General features: G+C 55.2%; 22 protein-coding genes. 12 read left to right on the top strand and 10 right to left on the bottom strand.

Annotated elements, in window-relative coordinates; all coding sequences use genetic code 11:
* Positions 1 to 16 precede the first annotated feature (16 nt).
* Positions 17 to 2,689: a pyruvate dehydrogenase (acetyl-transferring), homodimeric type gene (gene aceE / locus PL263_RS16685; protein ID WP_278210439.1), complete on the bottom strand. Its 2,673-nt coding sequence runs from the start codon at positions 2,687 to 2,689 to the stop codon at positions 17 to 19.
* Between the two features lie 266 nt (positions 2,690 to 2,955).
* On the opposite strand from aceE, the gene PL263_RS16680 reads away from it, so the two are divergent.
* Entirely contained in the window at positions 2,956 to 3,528 is a 573-nt protein-coding gene (locus PL263_RS16680) for a VPLPA-CTERM sorting domain-containing protein (protein WP_278210438.1), read from the top strand.
* A gap of 68 nt (positions 3,529 to 3,596) precedes the next feature.
* On the opposite strand, the gene PL263_RS16675 is transcribed toward PL263_RS16680, so the two are convergent.
* Both PL263_RS16675 and PL263_RS16670 read right to left on the bottom strand, forming a co-directional pair.
* Positions 3,597 to 7,337 carry a retention module-containing protein gene (locus PL263_RS16675; RefSeq protein WP_278210437.1) on the bottom strand — a complete coding sequence of 1,247 codons (3,741 nt, stop codon included), beginning with the start codon at positions 7,335 to 7,337 and terminating at the stop codon, positions 3,597 to 3,599.
* A 95-nt stretch (positions 7,338 to 7,432) separates the two neighbouring features.
* Positions 7,433 to 9,037 carry a protein adenylyltransferase SelO gene (locus PL263_RS16670; RefSeq protein ID WP_278210436.1) on the bottom strand — a complete coding sequence of 535 codons (1,605 nt, stop codon included), beginning with the start codon at positions 9,035 to 9,037 and terminating at the stop codon, positions 7,433 to 7,435.
* A 109-nt stretch (positions 9,038 to 9,146) separates the two neighbouring features.
* Between PL263_RS16670 and PL263_RS16665 the strand changes: the two genes are divergently transcribed.
* Positions 9,147 to 9,491: an outer membrane protein assembly factor BamE gene (locus tag PL263_RS16665; protein WP_278210435.1), complete on the top strand. Its 345-nt coding sequence runs from the start codon at positions 9,147 to 9,149 to the stop codon at positions 9,489 to 9,491.
* 97 nt (positions 9,492 to 9,588) lie between these two features.
* Here PL263_RS16665 and PL263_RS16660 read toward each other — a convergent pair whose 3' ends face one another.
* Entirely contained in the window at positions 9,589 to 10,782 is a 1,194-nt protein-coding gene (locus tag PL263_RS16660; protein WP_278210434.1) for an MFS transporter, read from the bottom strand.
* 117 nt (positions 10,783 to 10,899) lie between these two features.
* Between PL263_RS16660 and PL263_RS16655 the strand changes: the two genes are divergently transcribed.
* The gene (locus tag PL263_RS16655) at positions 10,900 to 11,685 is read left to right on the top strand and encodes a dienelactone hydrolase family protein (protein WP_278210433.1); all 786 of its coding nucleotides are present in this window, start codon (positions 10,900 to 10,902) and stop codon (positions 11,683 to 11,685) included.
* A gap of 115 nt (positions 11,686 to 11,800) precedes the next feature.
* Here PL263_RS16655 and crp read toward each other — a convergent pair whose 3' ends face one another.
* Positions 11,801 to 12,454, bottom strand: a complete 654-nt coding sequence (gene crp, locus PL263_RS16650) for a cAMP-activated global transcriptional regulator CRP (RefSeq protein ID WP_140914360.1) — start codon at positions 12,452 to 12,454, stop codon at positions 11,801 to 11,803.
* Positions 12,455 to 12,583: 129 nt separating this feature from the next.
* Here crp and PL263_RS16645 point away from each other — a divergent pair, with 129 nt between their 5' ends.
* Positions 12,584 to 13,003 (top strand): OsmC family protein, encoded by a 420-nt coding sequence (locus PL263_RS16645; protein ID WP_278210432.1) that lies wholly within the window; start codon positions 12,584 to 12,586, stop codon positions 13,001 to 13,003.
* Positions 13,004 to 13,007: 4 nt separating this feature from the next.
* Positions 13,008 to 13,787: an adenosylmethionine decarboxylase gene (gene speD, locus PL263_RS16640; protein WP_140914358.1), complete on the top strand. Its 780-nt coding sequence runs from the start codon at positions 13,008 to 13,010 to the stop codon at positions 13,785 to 13,787.
* Between the two features lie 57 nt (positions 13,788 to 13,844).
* On the opposite strand, the gene PL263_RS16635 is transcribed toward speD, so the two are convergent.
* The 3 genes from PL263_RS16635 to apaG form a co-directional block, all read right to left on the bottom strand.
* Positions 13,845 to 14,162, bottom strand: coding sequence for a hypothetical protein (locus tag PL263_RS16635; RefSeq protein ID WP_278210431.1), 318 nt, complete (start codon positions 14,160 to 14,162; stop codon positions 13,845 to 13,847).
* 72 nt (positions 14,163 to 14,234) lie between these two features.
* Positions 14,235 to 15,062: a symmetrical bis(5'-nucleosyl)-tetraphosphatase gene (locus PL263_RS16630; RefSeq protein ID WP_278210430.1), complete on the bottom strand. Its 828-nt coding sequence runs from the start codon at positions 15,060 to 15,062 to the stop codon at positions 14,235 to 14,237.
* On the bottom strand, positions 15,062 to 15,439 hold the full coding sequence (apaG, locus tag PL263_RS16625) for a Co2+/Mg2+ efflux protein ApaG (protein ID WP_140914355.1): 378 nt from the start codon (positions 15,437 to 15,439) through the stop codon (positions 15,062 to 15,064). Before apaG ends, PL263_RS16630 begins: the two co-directional genes overlap by 1 nt.
* Positions 15,440 to 15,506: 67 nt before the next feature.
* On the opposite strand from apaG, the gene PL263_RS16620 reads away from it, so the two are divergent.
* The 3 genes from PL263_RS16620 to PL263_RS16610 are packed head-to-tail and all read left to right on the top strand — an operon-like array spanning position 15,507 to position 17,685.
* Positions 15,507 to 16,034 carry an ankyrin repeat domain-containing protein gene (locus PL263_RS16620; protein WP_140914354.1) on the top strand — a complete coding sequence of 176 codons (528 nt, stop codon included), beginning with the start codon at positions 15,507 to 15,509 and terminating at the stop codon, positions 16,032 to 16,034.
* A gap of 14 nt (positions 16,035 to 16,048) precedes the next feature.
* A complete protein-coding gene (gene mpl / locus PL263_RS16615) occupies positions 16,049 to 17,398 on the top strand; it encodes a UDP-N-acetylmuramate:L-alanyl-gamma-D-glutamyl-meso-diaminopimelate ligase (protein ID WP_278212889.1) in 1,350 nt (449 codons plus the stop codon).
* Entirely contained in the window at positions 17,395 to 17,685 is a 291-nt protein-coding gene (locus PL263_RS16610; protein ID WP_278210429.1) for a SelT/SelW/SelH family protein, read from the top strand. The genes mpl and PL263_RS16610 overlap by 4 nt, the downstream gene beginning before the upstream one ends.
* A gap of 180 nt (positions 17,686 to 17,865) precedes the next feature.
* Here the strand turns inward: PL263_RS16610 and PL263_RS16605 are convergent, their stop codons facing one another.
* A complete protein-coding gene (locus PL263_RS16605) occupies positions 17,866 to 18,720 on the bottom strand; it encodes a hypothetical protein (RefSeq protein ID WP_278210428.1) in 855 nt (284 codons plus the stop codon).
* Positions 18,721 to 19,531: 811 nt separating this feature from the next.
* On the opposite strand from PL263_RS16605, the gene PL263_RS16600 reads away from it, so the two are divergent.
* From PL263_RS16600 to PL263_RS16585, 4 genes are all read left to right on the top strand, one after another.
* Positions 19,532 to 20,308: an N-acetylmuramidase domain-containing protein gene (locus PL263_RS16600; protein ID WP_278210427.1), complete on the top strand. Its 777-nt coding sequence runs from the start codon at positions 19,532 to 19,534 to the stop codon at positions 20,306 to 20,308.
* Positions 20,309 to 20,484: 176 nt separating this feature from the next.
* Positions 20,485 to 20,781, top strand: a complete 297-nt coding sequence (locus tag PL263_RS16595; RefSeq protein ID WP_278210426.1) for a hypothetical protein — start codon at positions 20,485 to 20,487, stop codon at positions 20,779 to 20,781.
* Between the two features lie 413 nt (positions 20,782 to 21,194).
* Positions 21,195 to 21,869: a hypothetical protein gene (locus PL263_RS16590; protein ID WP_278210425.1), complete on the top strand. Its 675-nt coding sequence runs from the start codon at positions 21,195 to 21,197 to the stop codon at positions 21,867 to 21,869.
* Between the two features lie 263 nt (positions 21,870 to 22,132).
* On the top strand, positions 22,133 to 22,642 hold the full coding sequence (locus tag PL263_RS16585; RefSeq protein ID WP_278210424.1) for a hypothetical protein: 510 nt from the start codon (positions 22,133 to 22,135) through the stop codon (positions 22,640 to 22,642).
* A 288-nt stretch (positions 22,643 to 22,930) separates the two neighbouring features.
* Here PL263_RS16585 and PL263_RS16580 read toward each other — a convergent pair whose 3' ends face one another.
* Positions 22,931 to 23,062, bottom strand: coding sequence for a hypothetical protein (locus PL263_RS16580; protein WP_278210423.1), 132 nt, complete (start codon positions 23,060 to 23,062; stop codon positions 22,931 to 22,933).
* Positions 23,063 to 23,324 lie beyond the last annotated feature (262 nt).

Below are 23,324 nucleotides of genomic sequence, written 5' to 3'. Positions count from 1 at the left end.
TCCGTTAATTCAGCCGTTAAACCAACCAGGGGGCGCTGGCATCAGGGTTTATGCCATATTTCGCAATCGCCACGTCAACTTTGGCAGCATCGAACTCACCAGCTCGCGCCAGAGCTTGCAGCGCAGCAACGGTAACGTGGTAACGATCCACCTCGAAGAATTTACGCAGATTGGCGCGGGTATCGGAGCGGCCGAAACCGTCGGTACCCAGAACAGTGTAGGGATTTTTTACCCAGGGCCGAATCTGTTCGGCAAAGGCGCGCATATAGTCGGTTGCAGCGATCACCGGACCTTTGGCATCGTCCAGGCAGCGTTCGACGTGGGTCACGCGCGATTTCTCGGTCGGATGCAAACGATTCCAACGCTCGCAGCTTTGGCCGTCGCGCGCCAACTCGGTAAAGCTGGGGCAACTCCACAGATCGGCGTCGACACCCCAGTCGTCGTGCAGCAATTGGGCGGCGAAAATCACTTCGATGAAAATGGTGCCTGACCCCAACAACTGGACTCTGGGCTTGTTGCCCTTGTGGCCCTTTTTGAACAGATACATGCCTTTCAAAATGTCGGCTTCGGCGCCTTCGACCAATGGCGGCTGGTCGTAATTTTCATTCATCAAGGTGATGTAATAGAAGATATCCTCCTGCTCGACGTACATCCGGCGCAAGCCGTCGTGGATGATTACCGCCAGCTCACAGGCAAAGGTCGGATCGTAGGAATAGCAGTTCGGGACCGTCGCCGACATCAAATGGCTATGGCCGTCTTCGTGCTGCAAGCCTTCGCCGTTCAGCGTGGTTCTGCCGGCGGTGCCGCCTAACAGGAAGCCGCGGGTACGTTGGTCGGCCGCGGCCCAAATCAAGTCGGCGACGCGCTGGAAGCCGAACATCGAGTAGTAGATGAAGAACGGAATCATCGGCGTGCCGTGAGTCGAATAGGCCGTACCCGCCGCGATCCAGTCGCACAGGCCGCCGGCTTCGTTGATGCCTTCCTGCAACACCTGGCCGTGCTTGTCTTCCTTGTAAAACATTAACTGTTCAGCATCTTGCGGCGTGTACAACTGGCCAACCTGCGACCAGATTCCCAATTGGCGGAACATGCCTTCCATACCGAAGGTGCGCGATTCGTCCGGCACGATAGGTACCACGCGTTTGCCGATCTGTTTGTCCTTGACCAGGATATTCAGGATGCGGACGAAAGCCATCGTCGTCGAGATTTCATGGCCTTCGCCGGTGCCATCCAGCAAAGCCTTGAACGCGGACAGCGCGGGGATTTCCAACGAATAGGATTTTGCCCGCCGCGCCGGCAGATAACCGCCCAGATCGGCGCGGCGCTGGCGTAGGTATTTGAGTTCTTCGGAATCTTCCGCCAAACGGATGTAAGGCAGATTCGGCAGGTCTTCGTCGCTGATCGGCAGTTGGTAGCGGTCGCGGATACCCTTGATCGACTCCAGGCTCATCTTCTTTTGCTGATGACTGGTGTTTTGGGCCTGGCCGGAATCGCCCATGCCGTAGCCTTTGATGGTCTTGGCCAGAATGACCGTCGGCTGGCCTTGGTGGTTGGCTGCCGCATTGTAAGCGGCAAACACCTTGATCGGATCGTGGCCGCCGCGGTTCAATTCCCAGATATCGCGGTCGGTGTAATCCTTGACCAGTTCTTTCAGTTCCGGCTTGTTGAAGAAGTGCTCACGCACATAAGCGCCGTCCTTGGATTTGAAGGTTTGGTAGTCGCCGTCGACGCATTCCATCATGCGTTTGACGATCAACCCGTGTTTGTCGCGCGCCAGAATCGCATCCCAACGCCGACCCCAGATCACCTTGATTACGTTCCAGTTGGCGCCGCGGAAATTGCTTTCCAGTTCTTGAATGATTTTGCCGTTGCCGCGCACCGGGCCGTCCAGGCGCTGCAGGTTGCAATTGATGACAAAGATCAGGTTGTCCAGCTTCTCACGGCCGGCCATACCGATGGCACCCAGAGTTTCCGGCTCGTCGCATTCGCCGTCGCCGAGGAAGGCCCAAACTTTGCGGCCCTCGGTATTGGCCATGCCGCGGTCCTGCATATAGCGCATGAAACGGGCTTGGTAAATCGCCATGATCGGCCCCAAGCCCATCGATACGGTCGGGAATTGCCAGAAATCCGGCATCAACCACGGATGCGGGTAAGACGACAAACCGTTACCACCGACTTCCTGACGGAAATTATCCATTTGTTCTTCGCTCAAACGACCGAGTAAGAAGGCCTGAGCATAGGTTCCGGGAGCCGAGTGGCCTTGCGAGAAAATCAAATCGCCGCCGTGTTTGTCGGATGCGGCATTCCAGAAATGGTTTTGCCCTACATCGTACAAAGTGATTGCCGACGCGAAACTGGCGATATGACCACCGACATTGGTATGCTTGTTTGCCCGCAACACCATCATCATCGCATTCCAACGAACGTATGACCGGATGGTCCGTTCGATATCGGTATTACCCGGAAATTTGGGCTGCTTATCGACCGGAATCGAATTGATATAGGGCGTGTTGGCGGAGAAAGGGATGTCCAGACCGGCTTGTCTGGCGGTGCTGAGCAGGGTTTCGATCAGGTAACTGGCGCGTTCGCTGCCTTCCTTTTCGATCACCGCTTGCAGGGCTTCCATCCATTCTTGAGTCTCTGCGGGATCAATATCGTATTTGGCGGCAATGTCGGTATTGTTGGTCATTACGGAACCTAGGAAACATGGAAATAGCCGGAAAAGGATACCCGAAAAGGCCGGTGTCAGCATGTTTTTTTGGCAGCTTATCCGCCGACGCGGCCTTATATTCGGTGACTTGCGCCGGTTTCGGCTTTGTTGGCAACGAGGCCGAAACGGAGTCGGTAGCATCTTGAGCGCTGCCGTACTGTTCACCAGCCCAAAAGTACAAGTGGCTTTGCAGTACGACATCGCTTAGAATTTGCGTTAGTTCTAAATTTTACAAGGAGAATCCGATGCGTAGCCGAGTTTTACTCACTTTAGCCGCACTGTTTCTGACCGCGACCAGCGCGCAAGCAAATACGGTTACATTTACTTCGCAAACGTTTCAGCAAACCGCCGACGGACAACGCTTCGAATTTATAATCGATAACGCCCCACTCGCAGCGTTGACCGAGGGCTCGCTTTGGATTCACGCCCGCGGCGACTACAGCGAGAACTCCGATCTGGAAAACATCGCGTTCAGCATTGACGGCGTCGCGTTTCCGGATAATGCGTCCCCTTATTTCGGCGGCATCGTCTCCAATTCGCACCACCAAGACGTCGTCGAATGGAGCCAAGAATTTGTACTGGATGGCGCCGATCTGGTGAACTGGACCAGCGACAACAAAATTGTCATTTGGTTGAATTTATCGAGCGACGTTGAATTTAACTTGCATGCTGACGGTTTCACCGCCCAGTTCCCGCCGTTCGTTAAAGCGACACTGACCTATAACACGCCAGCCGTACCTCTGCCGGCCGCCGCTTGGCTGTTTGCCGGCGGCTTGTTGGGCGTATTCGGTACCGGCAAATATCGTAAATCCTGCTGACTTAGCTAACCCGACCTCAAAAAAAACCGGCTTAAGCCGGTTTTTTTTATGTGGGGTGGTTAGCCAGATTAATGAACGTGGCTATCGGCGTGTTGTAGCTCAGGTAATGTCGTCGTAACACCCGTCGTGAGTAGTTTACCGGCATTTACGCTGAAGCTGCCGCTAACACTATCCCCATCACCATCTGTGGCAGTGAAACCGAAATTCAATTGCAGCGTTTGCGAACTTGCCGCCTGATATTTCAACCCACCCAGTTCAAACTTGCCCGCAGTGATATCGATCTTCAGGGCATCGAAACCACCATTGACGTTAATGGCCGGGGTAAAGCCGCCGGAAGGCATTGTCACATTATTTCGGCTACCAACGATGGCTCCGTCTTTGTAAGCAGTCCAACTAAATCGATCCGGACCGGCGAGATCGGCATTGATATCGTTCATTTGCACTGCATTGACCACCCCACCGAACTTAAAGGTCAAGGTTTCACCACGATCCAAAGCATTGTCGTTGACGCCGATATGATTGGCAGGACTCAACACCAGGTTGCTCCCCTGCACCACTAGCGAGCTTCCGAAGGCGATCTGCGATGCGGAAACGCTCGTGGCGTTCTCAAAAGTCAGCGTTGTCGACGTTGGAGCCGGTATATCCAATACATCGTACAGAACCAACTTGTAAGCCCCGTCAACTGACCCGGGCTCCGTAGGCTCAAGAGAAAACACAGCACGATCGATTGACTTTTGATCAAGATAATTGGCCTCGGTGGTAAGACCACCTTTATCAACAAAAGCGTAAATCTCCTGCAAATTATCGCCGTTGCTATCGAAAACCAAATAAGAAATACTGTCTCCGCGCGAGGTTAATGCACCGTTGTTATTCACTAAAGTTACGCCGCCGGAAGCTCCGAAACCGTCGAATCCCAAATCATAATCAATCAAGCCGGACAAGACTTGGTCGGGCTGAGCAACATTCTGTACCTGGCCATTGCTGTTGGCTACCCTTGGCCCGTCGTCGTAAACATCAACCCGGAAAACGGCATTCGCGACTTCCCCGTTCGTTCCGGTCAATACCGCGGAAATATCGTATTGGATTGGCGCCGAAGCGGCGTCTGCCGCCCCGGGATGGGACAATGCGCCCTTCAACGCAAACTCGTAGCTACCGTCGGCATTCACCGTGATCCGATAGGTACTGGTATCCAACGTTTTGCTGGCAGCGTCCCAGGTTGCTCCCGCCGCCGCCAAAGTTACCGAAACAGGGGGCTGACCGTCGATCAACAAAGATCCGGAGCCGGTCGGCTCGACTAATACAGCGCCACCTGTCTGATCCAAATTGCCGTTAGTCTCGTCGACTACCGCGTTAGTCGCTACCACGGTTGGAATATAGTCGACGGTGACGGTGGCCGGGTTCGAGACCAGGCCCAGGTTGTCGGCCACGGTGTAGCTGATCGGGGTCGGGTCGCCAGTGAAGCCGGCGGCGGGGGTAAAGGTGATGGCGCCGGTCGCCGGGTTGACGCTCCAGGTGCCTTGGCCCGCTACGACCAGCGGTTGGCCGGGGCCGCCGCTGCCGACGATCGTCACGCTAGCGGGGTTCAGGCTGCCGTCCGGGTCGTTGTCGTTGCCCAGCACGTCGAGCGTGACCGGGGTGCCGGCGGCGATGCCGCTGGCGCTGTCATTCCCGGCTACCGGCGGCCGGTTGTAGTCGACCGTCACCGTGGCCGGGTTCGAGACCAGGCCCAGGTTGTCGGCTACGGTGTAGCTGATCGGGGTCGGGTCGCCAGTGAAGCCGGCGGCGGGGGTAAAGGTGATGGCGCCGGTCGCCGGGTTGACGCTCCAGGTGCCTTGGCCCGCTACGACCAGCGGTTGGCCGGGGCCGCCGCTGCCGACGATCGTCACGCTGGCCGGATTCAGGCTGCCGTCCGGGTCGTTGTCGTTGCCCAGCACGTCAAGTGTGACCGGGGTGCCAGCGGCGATGCCGCTGGCGCTGTCATTCCCGGCCACCGGCGGCCGGTTGTAGTCGACCGTCACCGTGGCCGGGTTCGAGACCAGGCCCAGGTTGTCGGCTACGGTGTAGCTGATCGGGGTCGGGTCGCCGGTGAAGCCGGCGTCCGGGGTGAAGGTGATGGCGCCGGTCGCCGGGTTGACCGTCCAGGTGCCTTGGCCCGCTACGACCAACGGTTGGCCGGGGCCGCCGCTGCCGACGATCGTCACGCTGGCCGGATTCAGGCTGCCGTCCGGGTCGTTGTCGTTGCCCAGCACGTCGAGCGTGACCGGGGTGCCGGCGGCGATGCCGCTGGCGCTGTCATTCCCGGCTACCGGCGGCCGGTTGTAGTCGACCGTCACCGTGGCCGGGTTCGAGACCAGGCCCAGGTTGTCGGCTACGGTGTAGCTGATCGGGGTCGGGTCGCCAGTGAAGCCGGCGGCGGGGGTAAAGGTGATGGCGCCGGTCGCCGGGTTGACGCTCCAGGTGCCTTGGCCCGCTACGACCAGCGGTTGGCCGGGGCCGCCGCTGCCGACGATCGTCACGCTAGCGGGGTTCAGGCTGCCGTCCGGGTCGTTGTCGTTGCCCAGCACGTCGAGCGTGACCGGGGTGCCGGCGGCGATGCCGCTGGCGCTGTCATTCCCGGCTACCGGCGGCCGGTTGTAGTCGACCGTCACCGTGGCCGGGTTCGAGACCAGGCCCAGGTTGTCGGCTACGGTGTAGCTGATCGGGGTCGGGTCGCCAGTGAAGCCGGCGGCGGGGGTAAAGGTGATGGCGCCGGTCGCCGGGTTGACGCTCCAGGTGCCTTGGCCCGCTACGACCAGCGGTTGGCCGGGGCCGCCGCTGCCGACGATCGTCACGCTGGCCGGATTCAGGCTGCCGTCCGGGTCGTTGTCGTTGCCCAGCACGTCGAGCGTGACCGGGGTGCCGGCGGCGATGCCGCTGGCACTGTCATTCGCGGCTACCGGCGGCCGGTTGTAGTCGACCGTCACCGTGGCCGGGTTCGAGACCAGGCCCAGGTTGTCGGCTACGGTGTAGCTGATCGGGGTCGGGTCGCCAGTGAAGCCGGCGGCGGGGGTAAAGGTGATGGCGCCGGTCGCCGGGTTGACGCTCCAGGTGCCTTGGCCCGCTACGACCAGCGGTTGGCCGGGGCCGCCGCTGCCGACGATCGTCACGCTGGCCGGATTCAGGCTGCCGTCCGGGTCGTTGTCGTTGCCCAGCACGTCAAGTGTGACCGGGGTACCGACAGGAATGCCGCTGACGCTGTCGTTAGCCGCGACCGGCGGCAGATTTCCGCCGGTAATCTGCGCCCCCGACAATGTGTCAGGGTTTAGTAACAGCACTTCCGGGACGATATTGTTGAATGCCACACTTGGGCCGGTGGTATCGAAACCGTTGGTCACCGGCGCCACCGGATTCAGATAGTCGACGCTGACCGGCACATGGCCTTCGTTACCGGCAACGCCGCCGCCTGCGGCGCCAGCAGCCGGAGCCCCTGCCGCAGTCGGATCGGCAATTTGGGTCGGATCGGCACCCGCTAGCAAGGCTGCTTGAATATCTTCAACAGAGGGACCAGCCGGCGGCGGATTCTGCGCAACAACCGCCTCCTCCCGTTCTTGCTCCTGCAACACCGCGCCGAGTTGCATCCGGTCATTGCCCCCCATATCCACGGTGGAGCCATCGGCCAGCTGAATCACGATGGCGCTGCCGGCAGCGGTAGCAAGTATGTCGGTATCGAACACCTTGTCGCCGGTTTGCAATACACGGGTACTGCCGTCGGCCGCCGTGGCGCTGACCGATCCGCTCACTAGTTTTACAATGCCGAGTTCTTGAGCCATGCTCTGCTCCGAGTTAGTTCAGCCAAAAAGGGTAATAGTAGGCCAGCCGGGCAACTCAGTACAGTAGCAGGGCGAAAAAATCGCCCGTTCCACTGTCAAGAGCTGCAAGACAGCATTGAACAGCCCGCCCGTTGCTTCGCCCAATCCGGCCGTTTTTCGGCGAATCGCTCGCGGCCCGGCTGTTCGGCGTAGGGGTTTCGCAAAACCTCTAACAATTCACCGACCAAATCGAAATCTCCCTGCTCCGCCTGGTCTATCGCCAGCTGTGCCAGATAATTCCTCAACACGTATTTCGGATTTACCGCATTCATCCGCGCCCGCCGGACATCGCGATCGCTAGCATCCTGCCGGCTACGTTCGCAGTATCGCTGGAACCACGCCACCGCCCGATTGCGCTGCTCTTCTGCGATGGCCGCATAGCTGTTGTTTTCCAACATCGTTAGAAAACCGGCAACGGCAATGGCCGGGTCGCACGGATCGAGCGCTGCCAATTGCCGATAAAACAGGGTCATATCAACTTCGGCGGCTTGTAGCAGTTGTAACAAATCGCTAACCAGTTCCTGGTCATTGTCCGTATCGAAACGGCTCAAGCCCAATTTGGCGGCCATCGTGGCGCGCCATTCCGCTTCGAAGGTTTCGCTAAACGTCAACAACGCCTGCTCCAGCGCTTCCACACGCATCACTAACGGATAAATCGCGTTTGCCAGTTGCACCAGATTCCAGTAGGCAATCTTCGGCTGATTGCCGAAACGGTAGCGCCTCCCTTGGGCGTCGGTGGTATTCGGGGTCCAATCCGGATCGTAGTTTTCCAACCAGCCGTAAGGACCGTAGTCGATGGTCAAACCCAGAATGGACATGTTGTCGGTGTTCATCACGCCGTGCACGAAACCGACCCGCTGCCAATGCACCACCATTTCGGCGGTGAGCCGGCAGACTTCCTCGAACCAACGCAGATACACCTTAGGACTCGGCTCGCCCAAGTCCGGAAAGTCGCTGCGGATCGTATAGTCGGCCAATTTCTTCAACGACTCCAAATCGTCGCGGGCGGTAAAAATCTGGAAATTGCCGAAGCGGGTAAAAGACGGCGCCACCCGACACACCACGGCACCCGGCTCCAATTGCGGATTGCCGTCATAGAACATGTCGCGCACCACGTTCTCGCCGGTCAGAGCCACACTCAACGCACGAGTGGTCGGCACGCCCAAATGGTGCATTGCCTCGCTGCACAGAAACTCGCGAACAGAGGAACGCAACACGGCCAAACCGTCGGCGCTGCGCGAATACGGCGTCCGGCCGGCCCCTTTCAATTGCAGGGTTCGGCGGCGTCCGTCGGGACAGACGGCTTCGCCGAGATTGATCGCCCGGCCGTCGCCGAGCTGGCCGGCCCAATGGCCGAATTGGTGGCCGCCGTAACACATCGCGAAAGGCTGCATTCCGGCCGCCAGGCGGTTGCCGGCAAACACTTGGCAGAAGTCTTCGGACAGGCAATCCTGGTCCGAAAGACCCAATTCGGCAGCCACTTCGGCCGAATAAGCCACCAATCGCGGGCTTTTCACTGGCGTCGGCTGCACCAATGAGTAACAGGCGCCGTAAACCTGGCGGCGAAAATTATCGGGTTCGGTGTCGCCCGGCAGTTCGCGGACGAAACGGTTATCGAATCTGAGGCAATCGAGAGAGTAACTATCGGCGTGGGTGAGCATCTGGGCATCCGGGTTTTGGCTAAAAAGTTTACGGGTGGCAACCGGAAACAGCTAAGATAAACCGTTAAACGCTAGTTTAAGACCATCAATTTTCCTGAAGGCAATGCTTATGAAAAACCATTTCGTCAAACTCAATCCGCGCACTTTAACGTTAACGTCACTATTGCTGGTTAGCGCCTTATCGACAACACAATTGACCGGTTGTTTCACGGTCGGCCAGGAGTTTGCAGCAAATCACGTGCCGGAAATCAAAATCGGCCAAACCCGCAAGCAGGACATTACCGAAATGTTCGGTACACCTTGGCGCACCGGTATGGAAGACGGTAAACCGACCTGGACCTACGGCATTTACAAGTACGCTTTGTTCGGCGGCACCGACTCGCAAGACTTGCTGATCCGTTTCGACCCGCAAGGCATCGTCCGTTCCTACACCTTCAGCACCACCCGCAAGTAGATGCCACCAGCATAGGCGTCACGCCTTGGCAGATCGCGCGTTACTTCGCCGGCCTTTGAACGGCCGGCGATCAACCTGCCGTAGCGGGTTAACAGCCCTAGCGGTCGGCAATCCGCCGCATAAACAACATCGCCAGAGACAACAGGCTAAAGCCAGCCCCCGCATAAAATGTCGTCTCCGCGCCCAGCCGATCCCACAATAAACCGGCCAGCACGCTAGCCAGCAACATCGCCACTCCGCTGACCAAATTGAAGAACCCGAACCCGGTCCCGCGCAAATCCTCGGGCGCGGTGTCGGCGACCATTTTCGCCAACAAGCCTTGAGTCATCCCCATGTGCAGACCCCACAAGCCCACTCCGGCCAAAGTCACCTCCCATCGGGCGCTGAATGCCAAGGTCAAATCGGCGCCGATCAGCACGAGCAAGCCCCATACCAGCAAGGTCCGGTGCGACATTCGGTCCGACAATCGCCCGAACGGATATGCGGTCGCCGAATAAACCACGTTCATTGCCACCATAACCAACGGTACCAGCGCGATCGCCATGCCGCCCTGTTGCGCACGCAAAACTAAAAACGCTTCGCTGAACCTGGCCAAGGTAAACACCGCGCCAATCGCCACAACCCACCAATATTCCGGCCCCAATCGCTTAAGATTACTGCGATGAATCGGATTGCCGCGCTTGGCACGCTTGACGTTGGTCGGCTCTTTGACGCCGAACGCCAACATGGCTACCGACAGTGCACCGGGCACGACAGCTACCCAAAACACCGCCCGAAAATCGTCGGCCCATGCCAACATTAAACCAACCGCCAGCAGCGGCCCGAGGAAAGAGCCGACGGTATCCAGCGACTGCCTGAGCCCGAAAGCCGCACCGCGAATTTCGGTCGGCGTCACGTCGGCCACCAGCGCATCCCGCGGTGCGCCGCGCATCCCCTTGCCGACCCGGTCCAACAAGCGCGCGCTCAACACCATATCGGCGCTGGCGGCCAGCGCAAATAACGGCTTGGTCAGTGCGCCGAGGCCGTAACCCAGCAGCGCCAAGCTCTTGCGCTTGCCCAGATAGTCGCTGAGCGTGCCGGAAAACACCTTAACGATCAGCGCGGTCGCCTCGGCCGCGCCTTCGATCAAGCCGATACTGAGGCTGCTGGCATGCAAAACCGAAACCATGAACAGCGGCAACAAGCTATGAATCATCTCCGACGAGATATCCATCAGCAGGCTGACGCAGCCCAAGGCCCAAACGCTGGCCGGAATTTGCCGCCACACTGGGCGGGAACCGCTCTGTTTCATACGCTCGCCTTATACGGTTTTGTTACAGGCCGAAGGCAGCAACGCCATTCCCCAGCCGATTGACAATATCCGTTAGCGGTGTAACCGTAAGCCTTTTTACGCTAACAGGAGAGCTACATGATATCCCGCTTATTGTTTTTGGCATTATTCTTCAGTTCCGGGCTGCAAGCTGCATTGCACGAACAAAGTGTCAGCTACCAGGCCGGCGGCACCACGTTCAAAGCTTATTTGGCGTGGGACGACGCCAAAGGCGAGAAGCAGCCTGGGGTATTGGTCGTACACGAATGGTGGGGCCTGAACGATTACGCCAAGCAGCGGGCGAAAATGTTGGCGGAACTGGGCTATACCGCGCTGGCGGTGGATATGTACGGCGACGGCAAATTCAGCGAACATGCGGCAGAGGCGTCGGCATTCATGACCAGCGTGGTCGAGCGGGCCGGCGTCTCCGAACAACGTTTCGCCGCCGCCGAGGAATTTCTGAAACAACAACCAAGCGTCGATCCGGGCAAAATTGCCGCAATAGGCTACTGCTTCGGCGGCGCCACGGTGTTAAACATGGCCAGACAGGGCGGCGACTTGGCCGCCGTGGTCAGTTTCCACGGCAATCTGGCGACCAAAACCCCGGCCCAGCCCGGCAAAGTCAAAGCCAAAATCCTGGTGCTGAACGGCGCCGCCGACGAGTTCGTTACTGCAGACAGCATTACCGCGTTTCAGGCGGAAATGGCTAGAGCCGGTGCCGATTACCGCTTCGTCAACTATCCCGGTGTCCGTCACGGCTTCAGTAATCCGGACGCCGACCGGCTGGGCAAGGCCAATAACCTGCCGATCGCTTACGACGCCGATGCCGACCGGCAATCGTGGGCGGCGATGCAGGAGCTATTTCAAACGGTTTTCGGGAAATAAGAAACGGCGAACCGCTGGCGCGGCCCGCCTCGCCGTCAACGTGCAGTTGGCGGCGCCGGGATACGGAAGCGCGCATCCCGTGCGGGGCGCAAACGCCCCGCCCAATGATCTTGTCCTAGCGGGTACCGAACACGACGATGGTTTTACCGTGAGCGGTGATCAAGCCTTTGTCCTCCAACTCCTTCAACACCCGTCCGGCCATCTCCCGCGAGCATCCGACGATGCGGCCGATTTCCTGGCGGGTAATATGCAATTGCATGCCGTCGGGATGGGTAATCGCATCCGGCTCCTTGCACAGATCCAATAATGTGCGGGCAATACGGCCCTCGACGTCCATGAACGCCAAATCGCGATATTTGCGGCTGGTGATCAACAGCCGGGTGGAGAGCTGCTCGCCCAATACCGTCAAAATTTCCACGGCATGGTCGCGCAAATCGGTGTTGAGCAGAAGTTTGAAGCGCTCGTAACCGATCTCAGCCATCTGGCATTTGGTCCTAGTCTTAACCGACACGCTACGGGTTTCGGCGTTTTTGAACACGCCGATCTCGCCGACGAAATCGTGCTTATTCAAATACGCCAAAATCAGTTCGCGGCCTTCTTCATCCTCGACACTTACGCTCACCGAACCGTCGACAACGAACAACAACTTATCGCCGACGTCACCCGGACGAACAATGGTTATTTTGGCCGGATAACTTCTAACGTGACAGAAACGCAGAAAGGCATCCAGGGCGGCTGGAGATATTTTGTTTTGTTTAACAAAGCTCATAAGTTGTAATAATTTTGTGAACTAGTTTGTGTACTCTACCAAGGTGCAGTAGTTTTAGAAAAAAATCAAGACATTTGACAGGTTCGTTGTAAAATCCGCGCCAATTTTCGTTTTTGGTTGGGATTATTTATGCAGGCAACGATTAAATGGGTCGACGGCCGGCTGTTTGTCGGAGAATCCGGCAGCGGTCACACCGTCGTGATGGACGGACCGCCGGATCACGGCGGCCGCAATCTCGGCGTGCGGCCGATGGAAATGTTGTTGCTGGGCGTGGGCGGCTGCTCCTCGTTCGATGTGATCGATATTCTGCAAAAAGGCCGGCACGACATCGTCGATTGCACGACAGAACTGACCGCGGAACGGGCCGACAGCGTACCCGCGGTCTTCACCAAAATCCATCTGCATTTCAAAGTGACCGGCAGGAACCTGCCCGCTGCTGCAGTGGAACGGGCGGTGAAATTGTCGGCCGAGAAATACTGTTCCGCGTCGATCATGCTCGGCAAAGCGGGCGTGGAAATGAGTCATGATTTTGAAGTTATAGAGGGCTGACCGGTTGAGCAAGTTACAATTACACGGGTTTAACAACCTGACCAAATCACTGAGTTTCAATATTTACGATGTGTGCTATGCCCCCAAAGAGCAGGAGAAAGCCTATATCGAGTACATCGACGAAGCCTACAACGCCAAGCGTCTGACCCAGATTTTGAAGGACGTCGCCAACATCATCGGCGCCCAGATCCTGAACATCGCCCACCAGGATTACGATCCGCAGGGCGCCAGCGTGACGATGCTGATTTCGGAAGGCGCGGTGATTCCGGCCGGCATGAACTCCGAATCGCCCGGCCCGCTACCCGATACCATTTTGGCCCATCTGGACAAAAGCCACATCACCGTGCATACCTATCCGGAAAGCCATCCGGACACCGACATTTGCACCTTCCGTGCCGACATCGACGTCTCGACCTGCGGTCAGATTTCGCCGTTGAAAGCCCTGAATTACCTGATCCACAGCTTTGAGTCCGACATCGTGATCATGGACTATCGGGTGCGCGGCTTTACTCGCGATATTTCCGGCCAAAAGCATTACATCGACCACAAGATCAACTCGATCCAGAACTACATCGCCGAGAGCACCAAAGAGCTGTATCAAATGATCGACGTCAACGTCTATCAGGAGAACATCTTCCACACCAAGATGATGTTGAAGGAAACCGAGCTGGAAAATTACCTGTTCGAAAAGGAAAGCAACTTCAGCGAAGACGAAAAGCAGGAAATCCAGGAAATGTTGCAGGACGAGATGGCAGAAATCTTCTACGGCCGCAATTTCTCCTAATCTGGCTTGCACTAAAAACGGCCGCTACGGTCTTCACCGTAGCGGCCGTTTTTTTATTTAGCGGACCGACTTTTGCGCGTCTTCCTGCATCCGTTCCTTGTGTTGCTGACGCAATTCATCCATTTTGCGCATCTGTTCCGGATTCAATACGTCTTTGATACGGCTGTGCGATTCTTCATGGATGGCCCGGAATTTCTCGTGCTGCTCCTTGAAGATCGCTTCCAATTTGGTTTTTTGTTCCGGGGTCAATTGCAGTAATTGTGTCAAACTTTCCAGTTTGTGGTCGACCGGTTGGCCGTAATCGTGTTCGCCGGTGTAAGCGAACACCGTCAGCGGCATGGCCAAAAATATTGGGTACAGCCATTTTGTTTGCATTGGGTTATTTCCTGTAAGTTGGATTGAAAGGACGGGGACGGCCAAAGAAAACCGCGGCAGTTGGGACGACGCTCAGTCCGCCAGCGGGTCCTGCGCCGGGCAACAGTCGATGCTGAAACGTTGCGGCGCTTCGCCCAATTGCAACGCCGTCAATTGGCCGCCCCACAGGCAACCGGTATCGATCGAATAACAGTTGTGGCCTTCGTAATAGCCCAAGGTCGACCAATGGCCGAAAATGATCCGCATGTCCCGACTTTTCCGGCCCGGCACCTGGAACCACGGCAGCAAATGTGCGGGCTGTGTACCCGGCGCGCCCTTCTGGCCGAAATCCAACTCGCCGGCGAGCGTGCAATAACGCAAGCGGGTAAAACAGTTAACCGCAAAACGCAGTTTTTCGATCTTGGGCAAATCTTCCCGCCACAGCGCAGGCTTGTTGCCGTACATCGAGCGGAAAAACCGTTCGTAATCGGCGCCCTGCATGGCTTGTTCGGTTTCGCGCGCCATCTGCTCGGTCGTGGCCAAATCCCATTGCGGCGGCAGGCCGGCGTGCAGCATGCAGAAATCGCCGTCGCGGTAAAACAAACGCTGGTGGCGCAGCCAGTGAATCAGCTCGTCGCAATCCTCGGCCCGCAAAATAGCGCCCAAGGTATCTTTTTTGCCGGCCTTGCTCAGCGACACCACGGTCGCAATCAAATGCAGATCGTGGTTGCCCAGCACAGTGATCGCCGCATCGCCGAGGCCTTTAACGAAACGCAGCGTCTCCAGCGACTTGGGCCCGCGGTTGACCAGATCGCCGGCCAGCCACAACCTGTCTCGGCCCGGATCGAATGCTATCTGGTCTAGTAGCCGGCGGAATTCGTCGTAGCAGCCCTGAATATCACCAATCGCATAATCTGCCATCAGTGCAGGGTTCTGGGAATCGACAAGGTAAATTTAGGAATGGCTGCGTTGAAATTTTCGCCGGTATCGGCCTGCATCTGGTATTTGCCCTGCATCACGCCGACCGGCGTTTCGATCATCGCCGCACTGGTATAACGGAACGAATCGCCCGGATTCAGATGCGGATGCTCGCCAACCACGCCTTCACCGTTGACTTCCTGGACCTTGCCGTTGGCATCGGTGATCAGCCAGTGCCGGGTCAGCAATTTGGCCGGCGTGGAACCGACGTTGGTAATCGTGACGGTGTAAGCGAACACGTAACGGTTCTGTTCCGGCGAGGATTGCGCCTCGACGTAGTAAGGTTGCGCTTCAACTAAAACTTTGTTTTTTTCGCTCATTGATGGATCATGTAAAACGGACTTTCGGTTATTTCAACCCAACTGGTAACCAAACGCAAGCAATCCCATGAACATCCGCAGATTTTGGGGCGCGGCCCTGCTGGCCCTGCCCTTGGCGGCGTTTGCCGAAGACGCCAAAGACCTGTTCGCCGCCGCGGCCGCCGGCAAAATCGAACGGGTCGAATCATTGCTGGCACAAGGTCTGGATGCCAACGGCAAGATCGACCAAGACCGTACCGCATTGATGGCGGCCAGCTTCAACGGCAATATCAGAATCGTCAAAACCTTGCTGGCTTACGGCGCCGATGTCAATCTGGCCGATAAACTCGGCGCCACGGCGCTAACGGATGCGGTAATGTTCGGCAACCCGGATCTGGTCGGCGTGTTGATCGCCGCCGGCGCCAACGTCAACGCCGCCGACGCCCAAGGCGTGAAAGTCCTCGACAAAGCCAAAAAGCTCGGCCGCGACAACATCGTCAAATTATTGGAAGCAGCCGGCGCCAAAGCCCAAGAGGCGAAAGCCGAGGAAGTCACACCGTCCGAACCTCAAGCCGAAGCCAACTCCGAAGCAAAACCCGAAGAACCGAAAAAATGACTCCACCCAAACCTGTGCATATCCATATCCTCGGCATTTGCGGCACCTTCATGGGCGGCCTGGCCCTGATCGCCCGCGAACTCGGCTACACCGTCAGCGGCTCCGACCAGAACGTTTATCCGCCGATGAGCACTCAGCTCGAACAACAAGGCATCAAGTTGATGAACGGCTACAAGGCCGAGAATCTGGACATCAAACCCGACTTGGTCGTGATCGGCAACGCCATGTCGCGCGGCAATTCGGAAGTCGAAGCGGTATTGAATCTGGGCCTGCCCTATATCTCCGGTCCGCAATGGCTGGCCGAACATGTGCTGCAACACAAATGGGTGTTGGCGGTCGCCGGTACCCACGGCAAAACCACCACGACCAGCATGCTGAGCTGGATTCTGGAACACAACGGTTTCAAACCCGGCTTTCTGATTGGCGGCATACCTTTGAACTTCGGCATTTCCGCCCGGCTGGGGGAATCGGATTTCTTCGTCATCGAGGCCGACGAATACGACTGCGCCTTTTTCGACAAGCGCTCGAAATTCGTGCATTACCGGCCTCGCACTGCGATTTTGAACAACCTGGAATACGACCACGCCGACATCTTCGAAAACCTGGATGCCATCAAAAAGCAGTTCCACCATTTGGTCAGAACCATCCCCGGTCAAGGCTTGATCATCGCCCCCGACTGCGAAAAACACGTCGCCGAAGTATTGGCGATGGGCTGCTGGAGCCCGGTGCAACTGACCGCGATCGATGCCCCGGCGCCGTGGCAAGCGCAATTGCTGGCCGCCGACGGCAGCCGTTTTGCGATCCATTTCGAAGGCCACAACCAAGGCACCGTGGCATGGGCGCTGACCGGCCGTCACAACGTCTACAACGCCTTGTCCGCCATCGCCGCCGCCCGCCATGTCGGCGTGGCCCCGGCCGACGCCATCGCCGCGTTGGCACAATTCCAGAACGTAAAACGCCGGATGGAAGTCATCGTCAAGAAAGCCGGCGTCACCGTTTACGACGACTTCGCCCACCACCCGACCGCGATCCAAACCACGCTGGACGGTTTGCGCAAACAAGTCGGTAACGAAAAAATCCTGGCTATCGTCGAACCGCGCTCGAATACGATGCGCCTGGGTGTGCATACCCAATCCCTGGCCGAATCGCTGGGCCAGGCCGACCGCGCCATCATCTTTCAGCCGGACGGATTGGGCTGGGATTTGAGCCAATTGCTGAAATACGCCAATAACATCGAGATTTGCAACAGCCTGGATTCGATCGTGAACGCGATCCAAGCCGAGGCCGGCGGCGTCTGTCACGTCCTATTGATGAGCAACGGCAGCTTCGGCGGCATCTACCAACGCCTCCGCGACAGTCTATGAGCCACCGCGTCGAAATCCGTTACTGCACCCAATGCCGCTGGCTGCTGCGCGCGGCCTGGATGGCGCAAGAGCTGTTGACGACCTTCGATAGCGAATTGAACGAACTGGCGCTGCAACCGGGCACCGGCGGCATTTTCGAAGTGCATGCCGACGGCGCGTTGGTCTGGTCGCGCAAGGCTGAAGGTCGCTTCCCCGAAATTACCGAATTGAAACAATTGGTCAGAGACGTGATCGCGCCGGAGCGGGATTTGGGCCATATCGACCGCAAGCCCGCGCCGCAGTCTTGAGAGGGCTCGGCTATCTTGTTGATCGGCACAAAATCGCTGGGACAAATTCCTAGTCCGCGCAGATACCGACAGAGCCAACGTCCGTCAATACCAAACCTTAAACATTAGAGTTTTACAGCCAACGAGCGAAGGCGCTTGGAATCGGCAAAAGCTCTACCACCCGCCCAACGCAAAAATTTTTCAGTTCCGCAGTGAAAATCTTCTGACTCCAAAAATACCGAGTAGCCCGGTCGCCATCAGCGGCAATGCGGGCGGTACGGGAACCGGCCGAATGTTTAAAGAGACCGTATAACCGCGTTGAATAAAACTATCGTTTTCCAATGCGAGATAAGCTTCCCATAAAAGAGGATCGTTGCCGATTTCATCTGTAAGCTCGGGCAAGATACAGGCGGAGCAAGCCCCTCCGATGGCCATTGAATAAACGCCTTTCGGAAGGAAAATATTATCAAGTGAGACTGTCCTGCTGCCGCTGTCCACCTCGCCTGCGTGCATCAAGTATTTAACGGTACCGATATCACCATCATCGTTGGCCATGGTGACGTCTCCCAATGCATTCCAACGCCCTTCTTTGCCTTCAGGCGGCGGCAGGACTTCCGATGAGTCATGTGCTAATTCGGGTAGCAAGCCGCTGTAAAGGGTGAAGGCAGGCGTTAAATCCAATTTGCCGTCTTGAATTTTCGGCCTTACATCTTGGACCGCCTCATCCCATTCCAAAACATAGCCGGATATTCCTCCCGAGATACTGATGCTGACATATGCTCCTCCGGCACTATCGACTTCGAATTTTTCCCATGGCAAAACACTGTGGCTGTCCCCCCAATTTTCGTCAGCTGCATCCGCCCAAGCAGCGTTTCCAGCAACGGAGCCGCGAAAATTATAAGTAATTGAGCCGTCAGTTTCGGTAACCGCATTACCAAATGCGTTGTGCACAGGATCCGTCACCATTAAATTCGTGTAGCTAATATGGGCAAATGTTCGCGGTGCGAAACAAGACAATATCAGTGGGAATAACAGCACTTTAAATCGAAAAGTCATGTGAATATCCATAGCATTGTGGCTGGGTAATTGAGGGAAAGAGACGAGAAATGATCAACTATCTCAAAAAATCGATTCAGCACGGAGTATGCCAAACCGCCAACCTTATTCCGAATAATCATTTCAAACTATAACCCCCGCATGTCAAAACGGGCTTTGGCGGCAGGTTTTACTAAGAACAACCAATAACACCAGACGCTTAACTAAGCACAGGCGACATCAATAACCCCGCCGGCCCCTAGCTTAACTTCCGATCTGGGGATACTCTGACAGCCGCATTAGCAGATCAATTTTTGCGCATATCATTTAAACTGTGTTATTTAATACTGTTTAAGCGATATACCACAGAACCATGAAAAAATTCTTGACAGGAGTTATTAGAAAATATCGCCCACCTGTTTCAAAATAACGCTGACTTTATAGAGGAGTCGTTTTGCTGAAGACATATCTTTTACCGAATTATTTTCAAATTTCGGACACCATGCCGCATCGACGCTCATTCACCTCATTTTTAAGCGTATTGAAAGGCGCCTCATCTGCGGCAATTGCTTGTCGTCCAAATCAAAAAGATAATCTGCCGTGCCGCTCCGATCGCGCCAAGCAAGGTCGGCCAGAAATTCGATCAGTAAACCGGGTTCTCGGAGCGAATGATGAGTCAGGCACTTCTTAAACGCAGCCTACCGGAGCCTCGATCGATAGCGCCTGGCGCCACACACCGATGCTTGGCAAAGCAACAGGAAGCAACGGGTCGAATAAATTAAACAAGTGAAGGGCCGTCTTCCGCCCGGCACAATCAACCAAGGGGGTAATCATGAATTTTCAAGATCAAGGCCGTCCGTTAAGCGGCGAGGGTATCGAACAAGTGTGCAACACTTTGGGCGTTACCCAGCCCGAGGTGTGGGCGGTGCTCAGCGTGGAAACGCGCGGCTTCGGTTTTTTGAAAGACCGGCGGCCGCAGATTCTGTTTGAACGGCATATTTTCCATAATCAAACCGATGGCCGGTTCGACACTAGCGCCCCTGACATCAGCGACAGCAAAGCCGGCGGCTACATCGGCGGTGCGGCGGAATACGACCGCCTGGACAAAGCGCTCGGACTGGACCAGGCGGCAGCGCTGAAAAGCGCTTCCTGGGGCATTGGCCAGGTGATGGGTTTTAACTTTGCAGACGCCAGGTTTGCCACTGTGGACGCCATGGTGGCCGCATTGGTTGCAGACGAGAACGCCCAGTTGCTGGCGATGGCCAATTTCATCAAAGCCAATGGCTTGGCCGGTGCGATGCAAAAGGGCAAATGGGATGCGTTTGCCCGCGGCTACAACGGCCCGAGCTTCGAAAAAAACCAGTACGACACCCGGCTGGCCGCAGCCCACGCCCAATACAAGGTGATGCTGCCGGATTTGGGATTGCGCACGGCGCAAGCAGCACTGCTGTATCTCGGGTTCGACCCCGGCACAATCGACGGCGTCACCGGCAAACGCACCCGCTCGGCAATCACCGCATATCAAGAAAAAGCCGGCCTGCCGAAAACCGGCGAACTGGACACCACAACGGAAAGCACGCTGCTGAGCCAGGCGTTTCCATCGGCGTAGGCCCCGCCGCGCATGACGCACGGAAGCCTCTATAAATTCTCGGCTTGTACTGAGCCAGGCAAAGCGTTAGCGGGTAATGCCTTGATTTATAGAGGGCTTCCATCCGCACCGAACTTATCGCAGTGCAATTTTTAGCGGCTCCCTTATCCATTCAAACCTGCCAAATCGCGCTGAAGATGAATACGCCCCAGCCGAACCGATACCGCATCTTATGGCGGCTTTTTCTGCTAGCAGCGGTACTGCCGAACCTATTGGAAATGCTGCTGATTTTCGGCGCGCCGCTACCATTCGGTTTTGTCGTTCTGGTGATGCTGTCGTTTTACTACCTACCGGTTGCGGCGATTTTCGGCGACACCCTGTTTTTGACCGAAACGGTAGTAGCTCCGCACGGTGTACCGGGCCTGATTGCATCTTTTGCGGTGTACTCGGCTCCGTTTTTGGTTTGGCTGCTAATACTGTCGCGGAAACGCTAACCCGGACCGTAGGGCGTTTTCGCGATAGCAAAACGCGGGTGGTTTTAAAGTTTTGGCGGATTGTTGCTACCGCTCCGAATCCGCCTTACGAACACGCACCTTGCAATTCATCCGCCTTACGGCCATCAGGATGCTCTAGACCTGACCCTGTTCTGCTTCTGTTCTACTCCATCACCTAGCGACTTCGTGCCAATACCAACAGTTGCAGGATTAACTGATACCCGCTTAGCAATCGATACGCTTTAACCAGGAAAAAACCGGTATTTCGACACCGCTCGCCTGTCATTCGGCACTTGCCGCAGACATATACAGGATTTTGTTCAATGATTAACCCGACATGATTTATTAGCGATCAATCCAAACACCTTGATAGTGGATGATTAGTGCATTTGAAGCGTAACAATGGAGGAAGAATGGTGAATTTTTGGGGTTATCAAATTGACAGCAGATTACTGTTTTGGACGTTACTCGGTTTGACTGTTGCTATTATCATTAAAATCAGTCTAAAAAAATCAAGACAATTGGAATACATCAAAAATTACGAGTTTAATCCGAATATTAAGAATCGGCTAAGTAAAAAATATCCAGACCTTACTGATAACCAGATAAGTCAGGTTTTACAAGGATTACAAAACTATTTCGCAATCTATCATAAAACCAGACGCAAAATTGTAGTAATACCTTCTCTGATTGCAGATGATGCTTGGTGCGAGTTTACCTTGCTCACTCGCTCTTACTGGCAATTTTGCCGAAATGCATTCGGCCGTTTTTTGCACCATACGCCTATCAAAATCATGATCGCGACCAATCATGCGAATATTGGAATAAAAGATGCCTGGCGATTGGCTTGCATACAAGAACAAATCAATCCCCAAAATCCGGTTGCATTGCCATCGTTGTTTCAGCTCGACGTACAACTCGGCATTCAGGACGGCTTTGTCTATCGCCTCAGTAGCCCCTTGGACAAGAAGGCTCGCTGCAATTGTGAGAACAGCTTTATCTACAACTTGTATTGCGAATATGCAGACAAACAATACTGCATTGAAGATATAGGGCGTGCATGTAAAGGCGAATGCATTGGCTGTTAAGCTAAAGTTGGGCCAAACAGGGTGCAGTCAGCGAGGCGGCTTAATTAAATTGCCAGAAATGATTCCGGGCTTAAAAAATTCAATTCAAGATTGTGACCATGTCTCGAATAAATCGTAGGTATTTGATTTTGCCATGCATAGTGTTTCTACCCGCTTGCACCATCAAAGGTTATCGCGGCCCGGAGTTAACCGATAATCAAGTCGCTACTATCGCACTTAAAGCACCCGCTATCTCTCGAGTGCCATTGTTTTGGATATTTCCGTTGAATATGTTGACTTGGTTTTCCGAAGACTGGTTTGCTACCTCATGGGGTCCAAATATTTCTGTTGAAAATATTAGTAGGGATAATTCGTGGTGGAAGCCAACAACTGCATTATTGGATCGCTTTACAAGTATTAAGGTATTGCCTGGAGAGCAGAGTCTAAAAACCACGCAGTCCGCTATTCTTCATAAAGAACAAAACGGCAACACCAGCTATTCATATGGTTACTGCTCCTGTACAGAGAAAGAGGTAGATAAAAAGAAAAAGACTGTCTGTGAACAAACGAATACTAGCACGACACCGTATCGAGTGACGGCGCAAGACCGTGTATGCAGGCTGAGCTTCACCGCTTCGGCCGGTCGACAATATGAAGCTTATATCAGAGATAACCTTATAATGCTGCAAAACTCCGTAGACCAGCACATCGATAAATCGGACTGCTATTGGGGTACGCCCTATACCTACGAAACCACCGAAAGCATTAGTAGTACTAGCAGTTGCTCCAAATAAAAAAATATTCCATTTATGAAGCCAAACATCAAAGCTAAATTTTCAATTGATAAGGATTTGGAGGCGACTGTCGGTAGTAAATATCTCTCCGGCAAGGCCGGGGGCTTTATGAAGTGATCCCGACGAAAAGGTGTCAGGTCTGGAAATATAGCAAAACCTTTCAAGGACGCTTAATTTCTAGACCTGAGCCCGCTCTGTTGTACGCCGTAGGCCGTAAGTCAAGTAAATAACTCAATTTACTCGCGATTTAAACTAATACCGTCAAACCGAAAACCGGATTGAAAACCATTATTCAGATTGCCTAACCATCGACTTGGACGAAGCCGCATTACAACCATCATCACCGCACCACCATTGATCACCGCAACCGCTAACTAAAAATGCAACTAACACCAATAAAATAGTTTTGCTTGATTTCATGACAACACTCCGCTGCTTCAAATTATGTTTTTGGTTTACAAACGAAATAATAAGTTTCCATGCTAAACGTCAAAGTCAAGCATTCAAACAGTGATAACAAATACATCAGCCATAGCACGGATACTCGTGACTGAAAAATCCGGTCGGTAAAACATCAAACACGTTTGATGAACTCATCGCGGTTGGCCGGAAGGCAATAGCTACTGCTTCGATCAATAGGCATATAAGTTTTAAACTAAAAAAGATCGACAGCAGGAGAGCG

Source organism: Methylomonas sp. EFPC3 (genome assembly GCF_029643245.1).
GTDB classification, from domain to species: Bacteria; Pseudomonadota; Gammaproteobacteria; order Methylococcales; family Methylomonadaceae; genus Methylomonas; species Methylomonas koyamae_B.
Note: the sequence above shows the minus strand (reverse complement) of the source record. Positions and strands in the feature narration are given on the sequence as shown.

Excerpts from the sequence above, each read along its gene's own strand:
- aceE (WP_278210439.1), bottom strand. The coding sequence starts at position 2,689 with ATGACCAACAATACCGACATTGCCGCCAAATACGATATTGATCCCGCA.
- PL263_RS16680 (WP_278210438.1), top strand. The coding sequence starts at position 2,956 with ATGCGTAGCCGAGTTTTACTCACTTTAGCCGCACTGTTTCTGACCGCG.
- PL263_RS16675 (WP_278210437.1), bottom strand. The coding sequence starts at position 7,337 with ATGGCTCAAGAACTCGGCATTGTAAAACTAGTGAGCGGATCGGTCAGC.
- PL263_RS16670 (WP_278210436.1), bottom strand. The coding sequence starts at position 9,037 with ATGCTCACCCACGCCGATAGTTACTCTCTCGATTGCCTCAGATTCGAT.
- PL263_RS16665 (WP_278210435.1), top strand. The coding sequence starts at position 9,147 with ATGAAAAACCATTTCGTCAAACTCAATCCGCGCACTTTAACGTTAACG.
- PL263_RS16660 (WP_278210434.1), bottom strand. The coding sequence starts at position 10,782 with ATGAAACAGAGCGGTTCCCGCCCAGTGTGGCGGCAAATTCCGGCCAGC.
- PL263_RS16655 (WP_278210433.1), top strand. The coding sequence starts at position 10,900 with ATGATATCCCGCTTATTGTTTTTGGCATTATTCTTCAGTTCCGGGCTG.
- crp (WP_140914360.1), bottom strand. The coding sequence starts at position 12,454 with ATGAGCTTTGTTAAACAAAACAAAATATCTCCAGCCGCCCTGGATGCC.
- PL263_RS16645 (WP_278210432.1), top strand. The coding sequence starts at position 12,584 with ATGCAGGCAACGATTAAATGGGTCGACGGCCGGCTGTTTGTCGGAGAA.
- PL263_RS16635 (WP_278210431.1), bottom strand. The coding sequence starts at position 14,162 with ATGCAAACAAAATGGCTGTACCCAATATTTTTGGCCATGCCGCTGACG.
- PL263_RS16630 (WP_278210430.1), bottom strand. The coding sequence starts at position 15,062 with ATGGCAGATTATGCGATTGGTGATATTCAGGGCTGCTACGACGAATTC.
- apaG (WP_140914355.1), bottom strand. The coding sequence starts at position 15,439 with ATGAGCGAAAAAAACAAAGTTTTAGTTGAAGCGCAACCTTACTACGTC.
- PL263_RS16620 (WP_140914354.1), top strand. The coding sequence starts at position 15,507 with ATGAACATCCGCAGATTTTGGGGCGCGGCCCTGCTGGCCCTGCCCTTG.
- PL263_RS16610 (WP_278210429.1), top strand. The coding sequence starts at position 17,395 with ATGAGCCACCGCGTCGAAATCCGTTACTGCACCCAATGCCGCTGGCTG.
- PL263_RS16605 (WP_278210428.1), bottom strand. The coding sequence starts at position 18,720 with ATGACTTTTCGATTTAAAGTGCTGTTATTCCCACTGATATTGTCTTGT.
- PL263_RS16600 (WP_278210427.1), top strand. The coding sequence starts at position 19,532 with ATGAATTTTCAAGATCAAGGCCGTCCGTTAAGCGGCGAGGGTATCGAA.
- PL263_RS16595 (WP_278210426.1), top strand. The coding sequence starts at position 20,485 with ATGAATACGCCCCAGCCGAACCGATACCGCATCTTATGGCGGCTTTTT.
- PL263_RS16590 (WP_278210425.1), top strand. The coding sequence starts at position 21,195 with ATGGTGAATTTTTGGGGTTATCAAATTGACAGCAGATTACTGTTTTGG.
- PL263_RS16580 (WP_278210423.1), bottom strand. The coding sequence starts at position 23,062 with ATGAAATCAAGCAAAACTATTTTATTGGTGTTAGTTGCATTTTTAGTT.